We start from the raw sequence: 16,374 nt of genomic DNA, 5'->3' as shown, positions 1-16,374 counted from the left end.
TTATAGATATTTGCAGGTACGTTATCACATTTGTTCATTGACATCTCTTAAAAAAAACCTTACTAACTGCTCATAATAATTCCTAACACCTAAGATATTTCCTATAAAGAAGCCTATAAACAATTCACAAAAACAAAACATAGAAATTGATGTTTGCAAACACTTTCAATTTACAAATAAATCATAACTTGATTTGTAATCGCTGTCAACAATATTTTGATTAATTTATCTAGGATAATATCTATATTAATTAATAAATATATTAATAATTAGCGAAATAAACAACGCTATTTACACAAATTAGCAAATATGTTAACATTCAAGTAAATCAAACAGTTTAAGCGGAGGTGACACGATGCAATTAGAAATCAATCAAGAAGCATTGCCTGTCTATGAGGCACTTGCCAGTAACGTGCGAATCAAAATCATTCAATTGCTGGCTAAAAACAAGATGAATGTCAAAGAGTTGGCACAGGAGTTGGGCTTAAGCAGCGCCATCATTACGATGCACATCAAAAAATTAGAAGAAGCCAAAATCATCAAAACAGAGCGTGTGGGACAAAAAAAGATTTCCAGTTTGAGAGTGGATCATATCGATATCAACTTTCCTGAGAAAATCTTTAATGCCTTTGATACGAAAGAAACGGCGATACCGATCGGTCATTATACAAATTATTCGGTAGAACCAACGTGCGGGCTTGCTACTTCAGCTGATTTTGTGGGAATGGTGGATGAACCGAAGTTTTTCATGGATCCCCGACGAATGGATGCCCGCATCTTGTGGTTTACGAAAGGATTTGTTGAATACCAATCGCCAAACTTCTTAGCAAGAGAAGAAAAACTTGAAATGATGGAGATTTCAATGGAAGTTTCGTCTGAATTTCCTTTTTCCAATAACAACTGGCCGTCAGACATCACCTTCAGCTTAAATGGTGTGGAGCTTGGTACATGGACTAGCCCAGGGGATTTTGCAGATATTCGCGGCAAGTATACACCGGATTGGTATCCAGACAATCTCAATCAGTACGGGTTATTGAAGACGATCCGCATCATGGATCACGGAACCTACATGGAAGGTGTTCCTCTTTCCGACATTACGATCAAGGATATACCTGCCTACGAAGATACGTGGCACTTAAAAGTGGAAGTCAAAGAAGATGCCGAGCATGTCGGCGGTTGTACCCTCTTTGGCAAGGGGTTTGGGAATTACGATCAGGATATCAAACTGAAAATGTTTTATAGCTAAAAAAAAAACGCTAGTCTTAGCGGCTGACCCAAACATTTCTTTTGGGAATCAGGTCGCTAAACTAGCGTTTTTGTTATTTCTTCAAATGGTAACTGTACGTACTTACAATGATGTTCTCACGCCAAGAGAGTCTGAAACGCAAGCGCAGGCTTGTTTGGTTGTGCAAAATATTTTGCCAGCGACGTCTTGGGACAAACTGTGGAATGATGACGGTCGTTGTGTAATTATGTTTGGCTGCATTGCGGCTGACTAGATCCACATAACGCAAGATGGGATTTTCAATCGAACGATACGAAGAATGAACGACGGAGAAACGCACGTCTGGGAATTTTTGCTTAAATTCTTGTTCGATCTCTTTTTCTTTCTTCACATCTTCATCCAACGAGACGTGCATCGCCACGACATAATCACCAATCGATTGGGCATAGTTCAATGCGCCGATATTTACTCGGGTAACATTTCCGACGAGAACGATCACGGTATTTCCTTCATAAACATGTAATGCTTCTTGTTTTTCCAATCGCAGCTGTTCTGCGACTTTCTTATAATGATCATGGATCTTGTAAAAGATATACAAGAGGATCGGCATAATAATGAAGAATGGCCAAATATCGCCTAAGCGATACACGAATAAGATGGCAATGATCGCAAAGGAAATCAAAGCCCCAATGATGTTGGCGATGGATTTAAAGAACCAGCCTTTGCCTTCTTTTTTCCATTTGACGACCATTCCGCTTTGGGATAGTGCAAAAGGAATGAATACCCCGATGGAATACAACGGAATCAAACGCTCGGTCGATCCTTGGAAGATAAACAATAGGACGATGGAACCAGCAGCTAAGGTGATGATCCCGTTCGAATAGCCGAGACGATCCCCACGGTCTTGATACATGTGTGGCATATATTTGTCTTTGGCTAAGTTATACGCCAACACGGGGAAGGCGGAAAATCCGGTATTTGCGGCAACTGCTAAAATCAGCGCTGTGGCAAATTGCAAAACGTAGTACATAAACCCATGACCAAAAACAGCAGAGCCGATTTGAGATAGGACGGTCACTTCTGCTTCTGGTACGATACCGTACCAATAGTTGATAAAAGTGATGCCGACGAAGAAGAACCCTAAGATCGCAGCCATGATCGTCAAGGTCGCAGCTGCATTTTTCGCCCGTGGTTTTTTGAAAAATGGCACCGCGTTACTGATCGCTTCGACCCCTGTCAAAGAAGAGGAACCTGATGAGAAAGCCCGTAAAATCAAGGCCACGGATACCCCAGGTACGACCGCTCCCGGTAGTGCGGTTGCATTTAACGGTTGCGCACCCGTTACGATATTGTACAAACCGACCACGATCAAGACTGTGATCACTGCGATAAAGGTGTAGACAGGAATCATCAAGAAGCTAGCTGATTCTCGCAACCCTCGCAGATTCATCATCATGATCAAGATTACGATCACGACAGAAATGGCCACTTGATGACCAAACAACGCCGGCACAGCTGAAGTGATAGCTTCTGCCCCTGCTGAGACGGATACTGCCACTGTCAGCATATAATCGATCAATAGAGAGCCGCCGGAAATCAGGCCCGCATTTTTCCCTAAATTTTCACTACTTACTACATATGCCCCACCGCCGTGAGGGTAAGCATGAATGATCTGGCGGTAAGACAAGGTCAATGAAATCAAAAGAATAATAACAAAAGCAGCGATCGGCAATGAATACCAGATAGCAGCAGCGGAAAGTGCCACTAATACGACAACGATCTGCTCTGTCCCATAAGCAATCGAAGACAAAGCATCAGAAGATAGCAACGCAAGGGCCGCCGTCCGGCTCAGTTTTTGTTCATCATTCTCTGCGGATTTCAATGGACGTCCGACCAACAAACGTTTCAAATACTCCACTTTTTCTACACTCCTTTTCATGAAAAAATCCTTCGTTAAACTTGTAACGATATCCTCACAAATATTGAATTATCAAGACTGTATGCTACTCTTGTAACCGCGAAAAGTCAATGAAAATCAGATGAAAAAACGACCCTTTTTCCCTCTTTTGATTATTAGAAATTTCACGTGATGGCACAAAAGCAGAAAGAACAAATGCTCTTTCTGCTTTAAGATTTTAGTGGAAGAAATGACTTTCTTTGGAAATGTCACTTAGTTTCTTCGTAGAGTTGACTAGATAAGGATACGCGTACGTACCGACGATCCCAAAGACTAGGAACAAAATCGTTAAAATGATCAACTGCGGGATAGCATTTGGCCAATAGATCCCACCGGCTGATTCTCTTAACAGATTGACCGCATGAGTAAACGGCAGTAGCGGATTAATGAATTGGAAGAACTTCCCAGAGACTTGGATTGGGTAGTTTCCTCCCCCACCTGAAATGGAGAGAACCAAAATAATGATGGCGATCCCTTTCCCGAGGTTGCCGAACAGTCCCGCCAGTACGTAGACGATCATCATAAAGGCGAGTCCGACGAGTAATGCGAAGAAGACACTGTACACAGGGTTGTGGACATCGACGCCTAATAAAAACATATTTCCTAGGGTCACGATCAAACTTTGGGCGACTGCCATCGTCAAGAACGTCAGCATCCGTGCCACAAAGGTTTCACGTTGTGTAAAGCGTTTTTTGTCTTTCTTCTCTAAATGATACTCCGTTGTAGCGACACTTGACAATAATAATGCCCCTACCCACAAACACAATGCGGTATAAAATGGTGTGCTAGCTGAACCATTGTTGGCGATTGGGTAGATTTCATTGCTTTTTAATTCCACTGGTTGTTTGAAGAAGTCGGCTTCATCCGTGGCATCAAGTTTCAATAATTTGATGACTTCCCCGAGATCGACTTCATTTTCTCCTGCTCGGATCGCATCAGCGGCTTTGTGGATGCCTGCTTTGATACTTGGCCAATCGTTATTGATTAAATCGACAGCCGCATCCAAGGCTTTTTCAACTTCTGGTAGTTTTTCATCCACCATCGCCATCGTAGAACTGATTTCTGATTTGATGGTTGGCCAATCGTTTTGCAAGAAGTCTACGGCCAGCCCTAATTTTTCTTCGACAACTGGCAATTCGTTGTTGTACAGGTCGGCTCCTTTGTTGATGGCATTGACGATTTCATCCATATGACCATTCAGCATCGTATTGGCATCGTGCAATTCTTGCTTGATGGCAGGCAATTCTTTTTGGTATTTTTCCAAAATCGTCACGGCATTGCTGACCACTGATTTGGTGGAAGACAGCAACGAGTCAAAATCGATTTCTTGGGCTTTTTTCAAGACATCTTCGGCAGTGGTGATGGTTTCGATTAGTTTAGTTAGAATGTCGTTGATGGTTGCAGTGATTGAATCAACATTGATGCTGTTCATGAGATTGGCAACGTTATTAGCTGCATCAGTAACTTGACTAAGGTATTGCTTAGCTGCTGTAACATCGCCGCTTTGCACAGCATTTCTAACCTGAGTTAACAACCCAGATACATTCGTCAAACGCCCTTTTGCGTCATTTAACTGACTGATCACGGCTTGAATTTGGGCATTTTCAGCTGAACCTTCAATATTTCCTAAAAATGCAATTAAGGCATCTAGCATACTTTGTTGTTGCTGAATGCTTTGTTGCAACCCATCAATTGTTTTTAAGATTGATTCTCGATCTTGTTCCAACTGCTCCTGGTTGATTGAATCGTTCAGAGCCTTCGACCATTTAGCAGTAGTTGTTGCCACTTGACTGATCGACTCAATCGTCACCTTCACACTGCTAGAAATACTTGGCAGGGCAGCTTGCAACTGTTGGGCCCCATCTTTGGTCGCTGTGGCGAAGCTGGCGGCTTGGTCGCCTAGTTGTTCGATCTGTGGTAACGCGGCTTGAACTTGTTCGATGACTTGCAGTCCTTGTTTGGCGGTATCGATGCCGTCCGTCATGGTGCTGGCAATGTCATCAAAATCATCATCGATCATCTTCAATTGTTTGCCGGCATTTTGGATCTCTGGGATCTTCTCTTGCAAGGTCAAAATGATGCTGGCTTCTTTCTTCAATGTCGGCAGCTTATCGTTTAGGCCAATCAGTTTTTCCCCCATGGCATCCACTTGCGGAATATAATCGGTAAATTCTTCGGCTTTTGCGATCTTTTCTTTGATTTCTGGAAACTTATCGTGCAAGGTGACGATCTCTTTCGTATAACCGTCGATCGTAGCCAAATTGTCATCGGTATCTAAGATCATGGATTTGACTTTGTTGATGCTGACTAAGTTGGAATCAATGTCATAGCCGATTTCATTGAAGACTTTTATCAACGTGGAGCTGGCGGTTTCAATAAAGTTTTGTGAGATCTCTTCTTGAAGGCTGCTGGCTCCTTTATCGGTGATTTTTGGTGCGATGGCATTGATTTTTTGGTTGCTGTAATACTCGATGGTCGGTTTTTCGATTTTCCCACTGGTAAAGCTGATCAGATCATCTGAAAAATCCGCTGGTAGGTAAATACCCGCGTAATATTTTCCTGACTTGACCCCTTCTACTAAGTCCTCTTTTGAATCCAAGAAGCGCCAGCCCAACTGCTTGTTTTTATGGAGGGTGTCAATGACTTCATCACCGATATCGATGTGCTTGTCTTGAAATTCTGCCCCTTTATCCGCACTGTAAACGGCGATCGGCAATTCACTGGTGTTGCCGTATGGGTCCCAGAGGGCTTTGATATTGAACCACGCATAAAGCGAGGGTAAAATCATTAAGGCAATGATCAAAAATGCAGAGATTGGATTGCTGAAAATTCGTTTCCAGTCCAGTTTATATAAATAGAAAACATTCTTTAGTTTATTCATTTTTTCTTCCCCCACTAGTTCTTCGTCGAAGGATAATTTACCATGTTTTTCCCCCGCCGCCAACGGCTAGGATCGACCAAGAAAAGTCCTTTTGACAAATGGACGTTTTTGTCAAAATGAAACCCCTTTACTTTTTGTTTTTTTTCGCTTATTGTTAAACTTTCTTTAACTTTACCATGATGGCGAAAAACACACCACTCATATCCTTTGTTCTGTTTTTTTACAGGCCTTTCCTATACAAAAAAAGCTTCCTTTTTCTGCAACGAAAAAGGAAGCTTTTTTAGGTATTATTTCAGTTGATCCTTTGCCAATAACTCATACACATACTTCAATGAGGTAGCTTCGCCATATAACTGAAGATCTGCTTTTTCCTCTGGGGAATAGACTTGATCAAAGCTTTGATCGGGAATCAGCACGACATCGATGCCCGCACGTGTCGCGGCTGTTGCTCCCACAAGAGAATCTTCCATGACTAAAGCTTTTTCTGCTGCGACTTGCGCTTTTTCTAAAGTCAGCAAGTAAGGTGCTGGATCAGGCTTATGGGCGGAGACGTCATCGCCAAAGGTCTGATAGTCAAAGGCCTGCAACAAATCGAAATGCGCCAACAATTCAGAGGCTCTTTTTTTCATCGTCGAGGTGGCTAATGCCGTTTGGAAGCCTTTCTCACGAGCCAATGCGATGGTTTCTTTCGCATAGGGTTTGGTTTTGAAGGTGCCATCGGTTATTTGCTGGGCAATATAGACTTCCCGTTCTGCTCGTAATTCCTGCACCCGCTGCTGACCGCCTACGAGGTCGGCTAATTTAGTGGCAGTCTGTTGCCAACTTTGACCACGCCAACCAAAAATATCAGCGGCTGTAATCGGAAGCTGATACTTTTTAAATAGCGCCAACCACCCATCAAAATAGACTCTTTCAGTATCGACTAACAATCCATCAAAATCAAAAATCAAAAGTTCTTTCATAAACGCTCCTTCGTTTTGCTAGATTTCCCTCTCACTTATGGGGATCAAGACATTTCCCGACTTTTGTCAGCAGCTGCTTGCACTGCTTTGATGACAGCCGCACGAAAGCCATTTTCCTCTAAGGTTTTAACTGCTTGGATCGTTGTGCCCCCTGGCGAGCTGACACGATCCTTTAAGACGCCTGGGTGTTCCTTCGTCTCTAATACCATCTTCGCTGCGCCTAATACCGCTTGAGCAGCAAATTCATACGCCATCGGACGCGGCATTCCTTCTGCCACTGCTCCATCTGCCAAAGCTTCAATGAACAAATACGTGTAGGCTGGTGAAGAACCGCTGACACCAATGACTGCATCGATCATGCTTTCTGGTACTTGCTCGGCTTTCCCTAGGCTTTCAAAAAGCTGTTTGACTTCGTTGGCTTCGGCTTCCGTCACTTGACCGTTGGGACTGATAGAAGACATCCCTTCCCCTACCAGTGCAGGGGTATTTGGCATGACCCGCACGATTTTGTGCGCACCGATGATTTCTTCCATTTGTGCGATCGTCACACCCGCGGCAATAGATACTAGCAAATGCTCCTTGGTCAAGCCGTCTTTTAAATCAGCAAGCAAGCGGGGAAAGACAAAAGGTTTAACTGCTAAGACGAGGATCTCCGCTTTTCCGGTGACATCTGCTAGCTTAGTTGTCCCAGTGATCCCAGTTTCTTTTTCTAATTGTGCCAAAGTCGGCTCGTAGCGATGGTTATAAACCAGGATCTCTACTGGTTCATACAGGTTTGCTGCAATCAAGCCGTTGATGATGGCTTTTGCCATGTTACCGGCTCCTAAAAAGGCGATTTTTCTCATGTATTTCACGCTCCACTTCTGATTTTGGTACCACTTTTTGCTAAAAAAGCCTAATCAATGACTAGGCTTCAAACTCGATCATGTACGGATGCAAGGCGGTGTTATAGATCCCTTCTGTATATTCTACCACTTCTCCTTGTAGATCATACGAATAACGGGTTCGTTTCAAGGCAGCGACCTCTGGCGTGATCATAAACTTCTGTTGCTCTTCGGTCAAGGTCGTTGCCACGAACGCATCTTGAAAGCGATCGATGATCATTCGATGTTCATCCAATAGGCGATACAATGATTTTTCTTCAAAGACCTCGATGGAGGTACCCTTTAGCTGCTTTGGCAAATGGTACTCATAGTAAATAAAGGGTTGGTGGTCAAAATAATACATGCGACGTAAACGCATGACTTCTTTGCCCATCAAGGAATACGCTGGGTGTTCAGGCGCAAGTTCGACTAATTCATAGCTGAGGTTTTTCTTCGTGTATTCCTTGCCAGTCTTTTCAAGCAATTGGCTAAACGTCGTGCCTTTTGACAGCTTGTTATAAGGGCGATTGCTTAAAACCGTCGTCCCACGTCCGCTGCGTTTTTCCACATACTCATCTGCCGCTAACAATTCGATGGCTTTGCGGACAGTGATCTTGCTGACATTGAAGGTAGCTTCCAATTCTGTTTCCGTCGGTAAAAATGAACCAATCGGGTAGCGACCCGACATGATGTCTTCTTTGAGCTTATCGGCAACATCACGGTAAAGAATGTGTTTGCGTTTCATTGCTATCTCGCCTTTCTCTCATTGGATTGGTCTGGTGTTCTCCTTATTCATCAAAGGTAGGAATGTCTTCTGGTTGCGGCTCGATCAAGACTTTCCGTGGCTTGCTGCCTTCAGAAGGGCCAACGACGCCTTGATCTTCTAATTCATCCACTAACCGAGCCGCTCGGTTATAGCCGATGCGAAAACGTCGCTGCAAGAGAGAAACGCTGGCGGTCTGCATTTCCACCACAAGGGCTTTGGCATCTTCGAACAGCTCATCTTGCGGTTGTCCGCTGCTGCCGGTACTCGTTTCTTCCTCAGTGACCATCATTTTTTCTTCATAATTGGCTTCTTGCTGATCGGTCACGAATTCAACCACTCGTTCGACTTCTTGGTCGGAGATAAAGGCCCCTTGGACCCGAATCGGTTTGTTCTCACCCATCGGCAGATACAGCATGTCGCCGCGGCCCAGCAGTTTTTCGGCTCCGTTCCCATCAATGATGGTCCGCGAATCGACACCGCTGGAAACAGCAAACGCCATCCGTGATGGAACATTGGCTTTGATGATCCCTGTAATGACATCCACACTTGGTCGTTGCGTTGCTAGGATCATATGGATACCTGCTGCCCGTGCCATTTGCGCCAAACGAATGATGGCATCTTCGACTTCGTTGCTGGCAACCATCATCAAGTCGGCTAACTCATCGACGATCACTACAATGAATGGCAAGATCGGACGATTTTCGCCGTCTTCTAAATTCTTATTGATCACTAAATCGTTGTAGCCAGTAATGTTTCGGACCCCAGTTGCCGCAAATTTTTCGTAGCGCTCTTCCATTTCCTTGACCACTTTTTGCAACGCTTGCGCCGCTTTGCGCGGATTGGTCACGACAGGTGTCAAGAGATGGGGAATCCCATTGTAAACATTTAATTCAACCATTTTCGGGTCGATCATCATCAGTTTGACTTCATGGGGTTTTGCCCGCATCAAAATACTGGTGATGATGCCGTTGATGGCTACGGACTTCCCGCTCCCGGTCGATCCGGCAATCAAGAGATGGGGCATTTTCGTTAAGTCTGCCGTTTGGACACGGCCAGAAATATCGCGTCCTAAAGGTACTTCTAATAGTTTATCTGGATGATCCGGTTGGGCTTCGATCACTTCTCGGAATGAAACCATGCTGACTGCACTGTTTGGAACTTCGATCCCAATCAATGATTTCCCTGGGATCGGCGCTTCCATCCGCACATCTTTGGCAGCTAAGGCCAAGGCGATATCGTCGGTCAACCCGACGATTTTGCTGACTTTGACCCCTACTGCTGGTTGAACTTCGAATTTGGTTACTGCTGGTCCTAAGCTGGCTTTGACGACTTTTGCGTCAACACCGAAGCTTTGGAAGGTAGTTTCTAACACACCGATATTTTGTTCGATCTTTTTGTACTCGCTGCTTTGATCCGTTGAAGGGATCGAATCGAGTAATTGCGCTGAAGGCAATTCATAATCACGATTTTCAGCTTCTTCCGAAATCTCAAATTCCAATACTTCACCATCATCATCGAGGATCTCTCCGTCTTCATTGACCTTTTTGCTTGGTCCCGGTTTGTTTCCTGCTGGATGTGGTGCTTGAGCGGCCTCTGGTCCCGCCGCTTGCGGCAATTCCTGGAAGTGGTCGATGGGTACAAAGCTCAGCTGCTCTGGTTCAAAATCAGCTGGCGCTTGCATCTGTTGTTCTTTTGCTGATTTTTCGTCTTCTGTCATTGGTCGGACTTGATTCTTTTCTTTGATCTCCGCCATGACTGCTGCTCGTTCGGCTTCTTTTTTGGCTTCTTTCGCAGCTTGTTTCTCTGCTGCTCGTTCCGCTTTGCGGGCTTCTCGTTCGGCTTGCTTTTCTGGAGAGCCTTCTAACAACCGCTGCAGCTTGTCACCAGCTGCTTGCAGGTGCTCGACTAACTCGTGGCTGCTCATTTGGCTGAACAAGAACGCCCCAATCATCATGAGTAAAACAGCGATGATGTAGCTGCCGATCTGGGAAACAAGAAAATAGGTCGCCCCATAGAGCATGGCGCCAATCATTCCGCCCCCGACATTTTGGGTCACTTGGCTGCGCCGAATATCGCCTAACAGCGTCATCCAAGTCGTTTGGAAGATATTGGCTTGTTCTCCCACCACATTACTAAAGATTTGCGCATGGAGGATGATCAGTAAACCAAAATACACCAATACACAGCCAATCACTCGCCGAATACTCTTAAAGCGAGCATCGGTCGTTTTGATCGCTAACCAGACACCATAAGCGGCTAGGGCAACACTCAAAAATTGGTACGTGTTTCCGCCAACGATCCGAAACCCGTTGGCAATCAAGGTTCCTAAAAAACCTAAATGGAAAAAGCCAAATATCGAAAACAAGACAAAGAGCAGGCCGACGCCGACCAGCATTAATTTCTCTTGCTGTTTTTGTTGTTTTTTTGTTTTGCGTTTCTTTGCGCGTTTTTTTTGCGCCATTTCTATCCCTCTTTTCATCTTTCCCTATTATAACGAAAAAAGAAGGCGAACAAAAGTTTTCCTGTGAGAAATTTTGGGTAGATGTTGGAATTTAAGCGAAAATTTCTTAAATGATGAAAAAAACACCAGCTGCTAAGCAGCCAGTGTATCTAGTTGACTTGTTTTAGTTTGGTGTGACGTCTTCGCCAAACCACTTTTCAGAGATTTCAGCAAAGGTGCCATTGTCTTGCAATTCTTTCAAGCCATCATTGATTTTATCTGCCATGGCTTGATCGTCTTTACGCACACCTACAGCAAAATCTTCTGCTTCAAAAGGGCTTTCGATTTCGTTGAAGTCATCGGTTTTGCCTATTTGAGTCAAATAATATTCTGCGTAGACGCGGTCGATCAAAAGACCGTCGATCCGACCGTTTTCTAGATCGATAAAGGCTTCATTAAAGCTGGCATACAAGGTTGCGTCATTGCCGTCTACGAGATCCTTCAAAACTTCCGGTTGGTTATTGAAGGTCTCATAACCAGAAGAGCCTTCTTGGGCGCCTAAGACTTTGCCCTCCATATCATCAAAGCTAGTAATGCCGCTTGCTTTTGCTGTGACTAAGACTTGTTTGTTTTCCATATAAGTATCTGTAAACAATACTTTTTCTTCACGAGCTGCGGTTTTGGTATACCCGTTCCAGATCATATCGATGGTGCCATTGCTTAGTTCGGTTTCTTTCATGGACCAATCGATTGGTTGAAATTTGACTTTGGTTCCTGTTAGATCCAAGATCGCTGTGGCTAAATCCACATCAAACCCAACGATGTTGCCTTGGTCGTCTTTAAAGCCCATCGGTACGAAGGTATCGTCTAGGCCGACGATCACTTCTTCTTTGTCAGCGGCACTGGTTGTGGTGTCATTGCTGCTGCCACACGCCCCTAATAAAAATACACTTGCTGCTGCGATTCCCGTCAATAGTAATTTTTTCATTTTGTTCTCCCCCTTATTCTCCTGCTACTTTTAATAATTGATCACCGATATTTTCGGCAAAAACCAAATCATGGGTCACCACGATCTGGGTCACTCCTTCTTTTTTCAGATCCAAGATCAGCTGTTCGACTTGCTGTCTCAAGCCTGGATCTAAGGCGCTGGTAGGCTCGTCATAGGCCAACACTTTGGGATTCATCGCCATCGCTCGTGCGATAGCCACCCGTTGCCGCTGCCCCCCGGACAATTGGAAGGGATATTGGGCTAGTAGGTCACTTAACCCTAGTTTTTCTGCCAACTGTTCGGCTTTTGCTGTATACGCGGCCTTGTCTTGTTTTAGCACCATTTTTGGCGCCAAAGTGATGTTTTCAAAAACTGACAAGTGCGGAAACAATTGGAAGTCTTGGAAGACGACACCGACGACTTGTTCTTGTTCTTTTGTGTCGGTGGGATCAAAGGCTTTGCCATCCAGTAAAAAGCTTCCAGAATCGATCGTTTCTAAACCAGCCAGTGTCCGAAGCAAGGTGGTTTTCCCGCCACCGGAAGGACCGACCACCGCTAAGATACTGCCGTCCTCGATCGTCAGGTCTAATTGATCGATGACTTTTTTAGCGCCAAATGACTTTGATACTTGTTTTAGTTCTAACATATGTGGTTCCTCCTAACGGTAATAGTCCAGTTTGGTCTCGATTTGTTTTAACAATAACGTAAAGACGCCTGTCATCACCAAGTAGATCAAGCCGACCCCAACTAACGGAAGCAAGGTACTGTCTCGCTCCATGGCGATTTTTCCGATTCGCATCACGTCTGACAATCCTAAGATGTAGACGAGGGATGTGTCTTTGACAAGATTGATGACTTCATTGCCGACAGATGGCAGGGTGATCTTGACGACTTGTGGGATGATGATTTTTTGGATCGTTTGGATCGGGGACAAACGCAAGACTTTCGCGGCTTCGTATTGTCCGGCTGGAATCGATTGGATCCCTCCACGGAAAATCTCGGCAAAATAAGCAGCGTAATTGATAATAAAGGCGATCAAGGCTGCTTCAAAGCGGTCAAAGACGATCCCTAAGATCGGCAGACCGTAGAATACGAAGATCAGCTGTAGCAATAAAGGCGTTCCTCGCATCAACCAAACGTAGACTTGCACGATCAATTTCAAAATACGCAGGCGACTGGCTAAAACAAAGGCCAACAAGATGCCTAAGGGAATGGACCCGATTAAGGTCAGTGCGAACAATTTAACGGTGATTCCAGTTCCTGAAATCAGTTGGGGCATAACATTAACTAAATACTCAAACATGGTGACTTCCTCCTTGATAGGTTTCAATTTCGATTAGCAGCGCTACAGCTTCGCGACGGTTTGCTCCGACGCTTATGTGACGCTGGGCGTTGGCTGGTGAGGGGCAACTGGCAAGCTTCATTTTTTTAAAAAAGAAAAACAAAAAAAGCGCACACTGGCATTTGCCAGAGGACGCTTGATACGTGGTTCCACCTCAATTTGCCTTTCCTTCACAGGAAAAGGCCTCGTGCAGTCCTTGTGATCCTTCCACTTTCGGTTTTCGGTGAGATGCAAAAAAAGAGAAAAAAAACGTCCCCTAGCCATTACAGCTAAAGGACGTTATCAACGCGGTTCCACCTTTGTTTATCAGTGCTTCACAGCAACTGAACTCAGAAAGTCATCAATCAATGACTGCTGCTGTAACGGGCAAACCCGGTCTCTCCTACTTTTCTTTCGGAAAAACGACTCCAAGATGTGTTTCACAACCATGCGTTATCTCTTTGCACCAACCAGAGACTCTCTTCAAACAGCAAGCCTTGCTACTCTTCTTTTCGATGTCTGTTTCATTAAGTTGTGTCTTACTTTACTCGCTCTTAAAGAAAATGTCAAACATTTTTTCTGAAATTTTCGAAACTTTGTCAAATGTACCGGTTTCGAGGGGAAGATTCAGGGAAAAGAAGACGCAGCTGCTTAACCGAAGTACGCTTCAGCTAAGGCTTGTCCTTGCTTGATTTTTGCCCACTGCTGTTCAGTCGAAAGCTCATTGCCGCAGTCACAAGAGGCAAAGCCGCATTGATGAGAAAGATAAAGCCGCTCCTTAGGAATGATTTGGCTGGCTTTGTCTAATAAAGCGATCACTCGCTTTTCATCGTCTAATGTAGCGGTTTTGCTGGACAATAAGCCTAAGACAACTTCCACTTCTGGACGATCTTTCAGCACTTCTAAAGCCGAGATATCACCAGCACGGTCATCGTCCCACTCTAGGAAAAAGCGGTCATAATGCTGATCACGCAAGAATTTTTCGGCGATCGCTTTGTAGGTACCGCTGCCGGCCGCGCGGCTTTGGTAATTGCCGCGGCAGTTGTGGGTCCAGACTTTTAATCCTAATTCGTGGGCGTAGTCAGCGACTTCGTTGTTGATCGCCACGAATTCATCGGCTAACGCTTCTAAGCCGTCATTGCCTTGGGTGAAGAAGCTCTTGTCATTGTCTTCGGCGAATAATTCCCATAAACAATCATCGAACTGAACGATCTCACCACCGGCTTCTCGGTATTCCTGCAAGAATTCCTTGTAGGCGTTAAGCAGCCCTTCCCGCAAGGCTTCTTTCGTTGGATACACCTGACCTTCACCAACGAGGTCGTTAAAGACAGTCAGCTCGGTAAAGGCGTGGGCAGCCCCCCAGACGGTGATTTTGACTGGCAGGTCGCCAGCTTGGCGTTTGGTTTCTTTAAACAACGTCAAGTAATGATGGTTTTTGCCAGATAATGGTTCTGTGATTCGGATGCCGATGTCTTTACGTGTCTCAAAATGTCCACCGTCCAAATCTTCAAAGGCATACCCATGATCGGAGATATAGCGCTCAACGCCTTTTAATCCCCAGAGAAAATCCAGGTGCCACATTGAGCGGCCGTGTTCGCCGTCTGTGATGACTGTGATGCCGTGTTCTTTTTGCGCTGCAATGATTTCAGCGATCGCTTTTGCTTCCGTTTCTTGGTAGCTAGGAAACGCATCATAAAACGGGTAGCGGATATCCTCCCGATGCTCGATTTGATTTTTGTAGTCCAATAAATCTTGTGGTCGTAACAATGACCCCACAAGCTGAAATTTGTCTGTTGCCATATCCATTCCTCCTATACAAAGTTTTCAAAATTGTTAGATTTATTCTAGCAAACATCTTATACTATAGATAATACTTATAAACTTATATATTCCATAGGCAATACCTATAACATAAAAAGGAGGTTGTATCCCATGCGTATCCAGCAGCTTGAATATTTGGAAAAAATCGTAGAAACTGGCTCTTTCAATGAAGCCGCTAAACAGCTTTTCATCAGTCAGCCCTCCCTCTCTCAAGCCATGAAAGAGTTGGAAAAAGAGTATGATCTGCAGCTGTTTTATCGCAGTAAATTAGGGGTGACCTTGACCGATGATGGCCGTTCCTTTCTCAACTATGCTCGAAATGTTTTAGACCAAGTCAATCTCTTGGACGAACGCTTTCGCAAAGACAGCCATCGCAAGCATGTTTTCAGTGTTTCCGCACAACACTATGCCTTCGTCGTCCACGCCTTCGTGGAGCTGGTCAAACAGTTAGGGGAGGATGAATTTCAATTCACCTTGCGAGAGACCCAGACACAAAATGTACTGGATGATATCCAGACGTTTAAGAGCGAATTGGGGGTCATTTATCTGAATGATTTCAACACGACGGTCCTCACCCGTTTGATCCACGAAAAAGACCTGCAATTCATTCCTTTGTTTGAAGCCAAACCCCACGTCTTCATCGGCCGAGAAAATCCCCTGACTCAGAAAAAAAGCATCACATTAGCTGATTTGGAACCATATACCTATTTGTCGTACGAACAAGGGGAAACCAATTCCTTCTACTTTTCTGAAGAGATCTTAAGCACTTTACAGCGCAAAAAACACATCCGCATCAGCGATCGTGCCACGATCTTCAATTTGATGGTGGGTCTCAACGGCTATACCATCAGCTCTGGGATCATCAGCAGTGAGCTGAATGATGAAAAAATCGTTGCGATCCCTTTGGAGGTCGATGATGCGATGACACTAGGTTATCTAAAACACAAGAAAATGGAACTGAGTGAGATGGCTTTGGACTATCTCGCCTTGTTGAAGCAGCATATCAAAAACTACGGTTTCGACGTCTTTTAAAAAAAACGATCCGCAGACAGTCGGTCGGGCTACCTTAGTAAGGTGTCCCGACCCTGTTGCGGATCGTTTTGTTTCTTTTGTGCTTTTTTTGTTCTTAAACTGTCTTACGTTGGCGTTG

General features: G+C 44.6%; 12 protein-coding genes and 1 other annotated feature. Of the genes, 2 read left to right on the top strand and 10 right to left on the bottom strand.

Features of this window, described 5'->3' with window-relative positions; all coding sequences use genetic code 11:
- Positions 1-355 precede the first annotated feature (355 nt).
- Entirely contained in the window at positions 356-1,246 is an 891-nt protein-coding gene (locus IGK61_RS02160) for an ArsR/SmtB family transcription factor (protein ID WP_005227282.1), read from the top strand.
- Positions 1,247-1,319: 73 nt separating this feature from the next.
- Here the strand turns inward: IGK61_RS02160 and IGK61_RS02155 are convergent, their stop codons facing one another.
- The 10 genes from IGK61_RS02155 to IGK61_RS02110 form a co-directional block, all read right to left on the bottom strand.
- Positions 1,320-3,143 (bottom strand): APC family permease, encoded by a 1,824-nt coding sequence (locus IGK61_RS02155; RefSeq protein ID WP_074535319.1) that lies wholly within the window; start codon positions 3,141-3,143, stop codon positions 1,320-1,322.
- 217 nt (positions 3,144-3,360) lie between these two features.
- Positions 3,361-6,063 (bottom strand): YhgE/Pip domain-containing protein, encoded by a 2,703-nt coding sequence (locus IGK61_RS02150; RefSeq protein WP_074535320.1) that lies wholly within the window; start codon positions 6,061-6,063, stop codon positions 3,361-3,363.
- A gap of 287 nt (positions 6,064-6,350) precedes the next feature.
- Positions 6,351-7,025 carry an HAD family hydrolase gene (locus IGK61_RS02145; protein WP_074535321.1) on the bottom strand — a complete coding sequence of 225 codons (675 nt, stop codon included), beginning with the start codon at positions 7,023-7,025 and terminating at the stop codon, positions 6,351-6,353.
- Positions 7,026-7,069: 44 nt separating this feature from the next.
- Positions 7,070-7,870 (bottom strand): pyrroline-5-carboxylate reductase, encoded by an 801-nt coding sequence (gene proC / locus IGK61_RS02140; RefSeq protein ID WP_074535322.1) that lies wholly within the window; start codon positions 7,868-7,870, stop codon positions 7,070-7,072.
- Between the two features lie 61 nt (positions 7,871-7,931).
- Complete coding sequence (locus IGK61_RS02135; RefSeq protein ID WP_005232219.1) at positions 7,932-8,633, bottom strand: GntR family transcriptional regulator; 702 nt, start codon at positions 8,631-8,633, stop codon at positions 7,932-7,934.
- Positions 8,634-8,676: 43 nt separating this feature from the next.
- Entirely contained in the window at positions 8,677-11,115 is a 2,439-nt protein-coding gene (locus IGK61_RS02130; RefSeq protein ID WP_005231469.1) for an FtsK/SpoIIIE family DNA translocase, read from the bottom strand.
- Positions 11,116-11,278: 163 nt separating this feature from the next.
- The gene (locus tag IGK61_RS02125) at positions 11,279-12,082 is read right to left on the bottom strand and encodes an amino acid ABC transporter substrate-binding protein (protein WP_074535323.1); all 804 of its coding nucleotides are present in this window, start codon (positions 12,080-12,082) and stop codon (positions 11,279-11,281) included.
- A 13-nt stretch (positions 12,083-12,095) separates the two neighbouring features.
- A complete protein-coding gene (locus tag IGK61_RS02120; protein ID WP_005227272.1) occupies positions 12,096-12,728 on the bottom strand; it encodes an amino acid ABC transporter ATP-binding protein in 633 nt (210 codons plus the stop codon).
- A 12-nt stretch (positions 12,729-12,740) separates the two neighbouring features.
- A complete protein-coding gene (locus IGK61_RS02115; RefSeq protein ID WP_010748717.1) occupies positions 12,741-13,385 on the bottom strand; it encodes an amino acid ABC transporter permease in 645 nt (214 codons plus the stop codon).
- A 308-nt stretch (positions 13,386-13,693) separates the two neighbouring features.
- Positions 13,694-13,928: a binding site (T-box leader), on the bottom strand.
- Positions 13,929-14,054: 126 nt separating this feature from the next.
- Entirely contained in the window at positions 14,055-15,209 is a 1,155-nt protein-coding gene (locus IGK61_RS02110; protein ID WP_175445277.1) for a cobalamin-independent methionine synthase II family protein, read from the bottom strand.
- 126 nt (positions 15,210-15,335) lie between these two features.
- Between IGK61_RS02110 and IGK61_RS02105 the strand changes: the two genes are divergently transcribed.
- Positions 15,336-16,256: a LysR family transcriptional regulator gene (locus tag IGK61_RS02105; protein ID WP_005227268.1), complete on the top strand. Its 921-nt coding sequence runs from the start codon at positions 15,336-15,338 to the stop codon at positions 16,254-16,256.
- The last annotated feature ends 118 nt before the right edge of the window (positions 16,257-16,374 follow it).

Origin of the sequence: Enterococcus sp. AZ063, assembly GCF_051715045.1 — a bacterium.
Taxonomy (GTDB): domain Bacteria; phylum Bacillota; class Bacilli; order Lactobacillales; family Enterococcaceae; genus Enterococcus_D; species Enterococcus_D casseliflavus.
The sequence above is the reverse complement of the archived record's forward strand: the minus strand, read 5'-3'. Positions and strand labels throughout refer to the sequence as shown.

Excerpts from the sequence above, each read along its gene's own strand:
- IGK61_RS02105 (WP_005227268.1), top strand. The coding sequence starts at position 15,336 with ATGCGTATCCAGCAGCTTGAATATTTGGAAAAAATCGTAGAAACTGGC.
- IGK61_RS02145 (WP_074535321.1), bottom strand. The coding sequence starts at position 7,025 with ATGAAAGAACTTTTGATTTTTGATTTTGATGGATTGTTAGTCGATACT.
- IGK61_RS02150 (WP_074535320.1), bottom strand. The coding sequence starts at position 6,063 with ATGAATAAACTAAAGAATGTTTTCTATTTATATAAACTGGACTGGAAA.
- IGK61_RS02120 (WP_005227272.1), bottom strand. The coding sequence starts at position 12,728 with ATGTTAGAACTAAAACAAGTATCAAAGTCATTTGGCGCTAAAAAAGTC.
- IGK61_RS02125 (WP_074535323.1), bottom strand. The coding sequence starts at position 12,082 with ATGAAAAAATTACTATTGACGGGAATCGCAGCAGCAAGTGTATTTTTA.
- IGK61_RS02115 (WP_010748717.1), bottom strand. The coding sequence starts at position 13,385 with ATGTTTGAGTATTTAGTTAATGTTATGCCCCAACTGATTTCAGGAACT.
- IGK61_RS02110 (WP_175445277.1), bottom strand. The coding sequence starts at position 15,209 with ATGGATATGGCAACAGACAAATTTCAGCTTGTGGGGTCATTGTTACGA.
- IGK61_RS02135 (WP_005232219.1), bottom strand. The coding sequence starts at position 8,633 with ATGAAACGCAAACACATTCTTTACCGTGATGTTGCCGATAAGCTCAAA.
- proC (WP_074535322.1), bottom strand. The coding sequence starts at position 7,870 with ATGAGAAAAATCGCCTTTTTAGGAGCCGGTAACATGGCAAAAGCCATC.
- IGK61_RS02160 (WP_005227282.1), top strand. The coding sequence starts at position 356 with ATGCAATTAGAAATCAATCAAGAAGCATTGCCTGTCTATGAGGCACTT.
- IGK61_RS02130 (WP_005231469.1), bottom strand. The coding sequence starts at position 11,115 with ATGGCGCAAAAAAAACGCGCAAAGAAACGCAAAACAAAAAAACAACAA.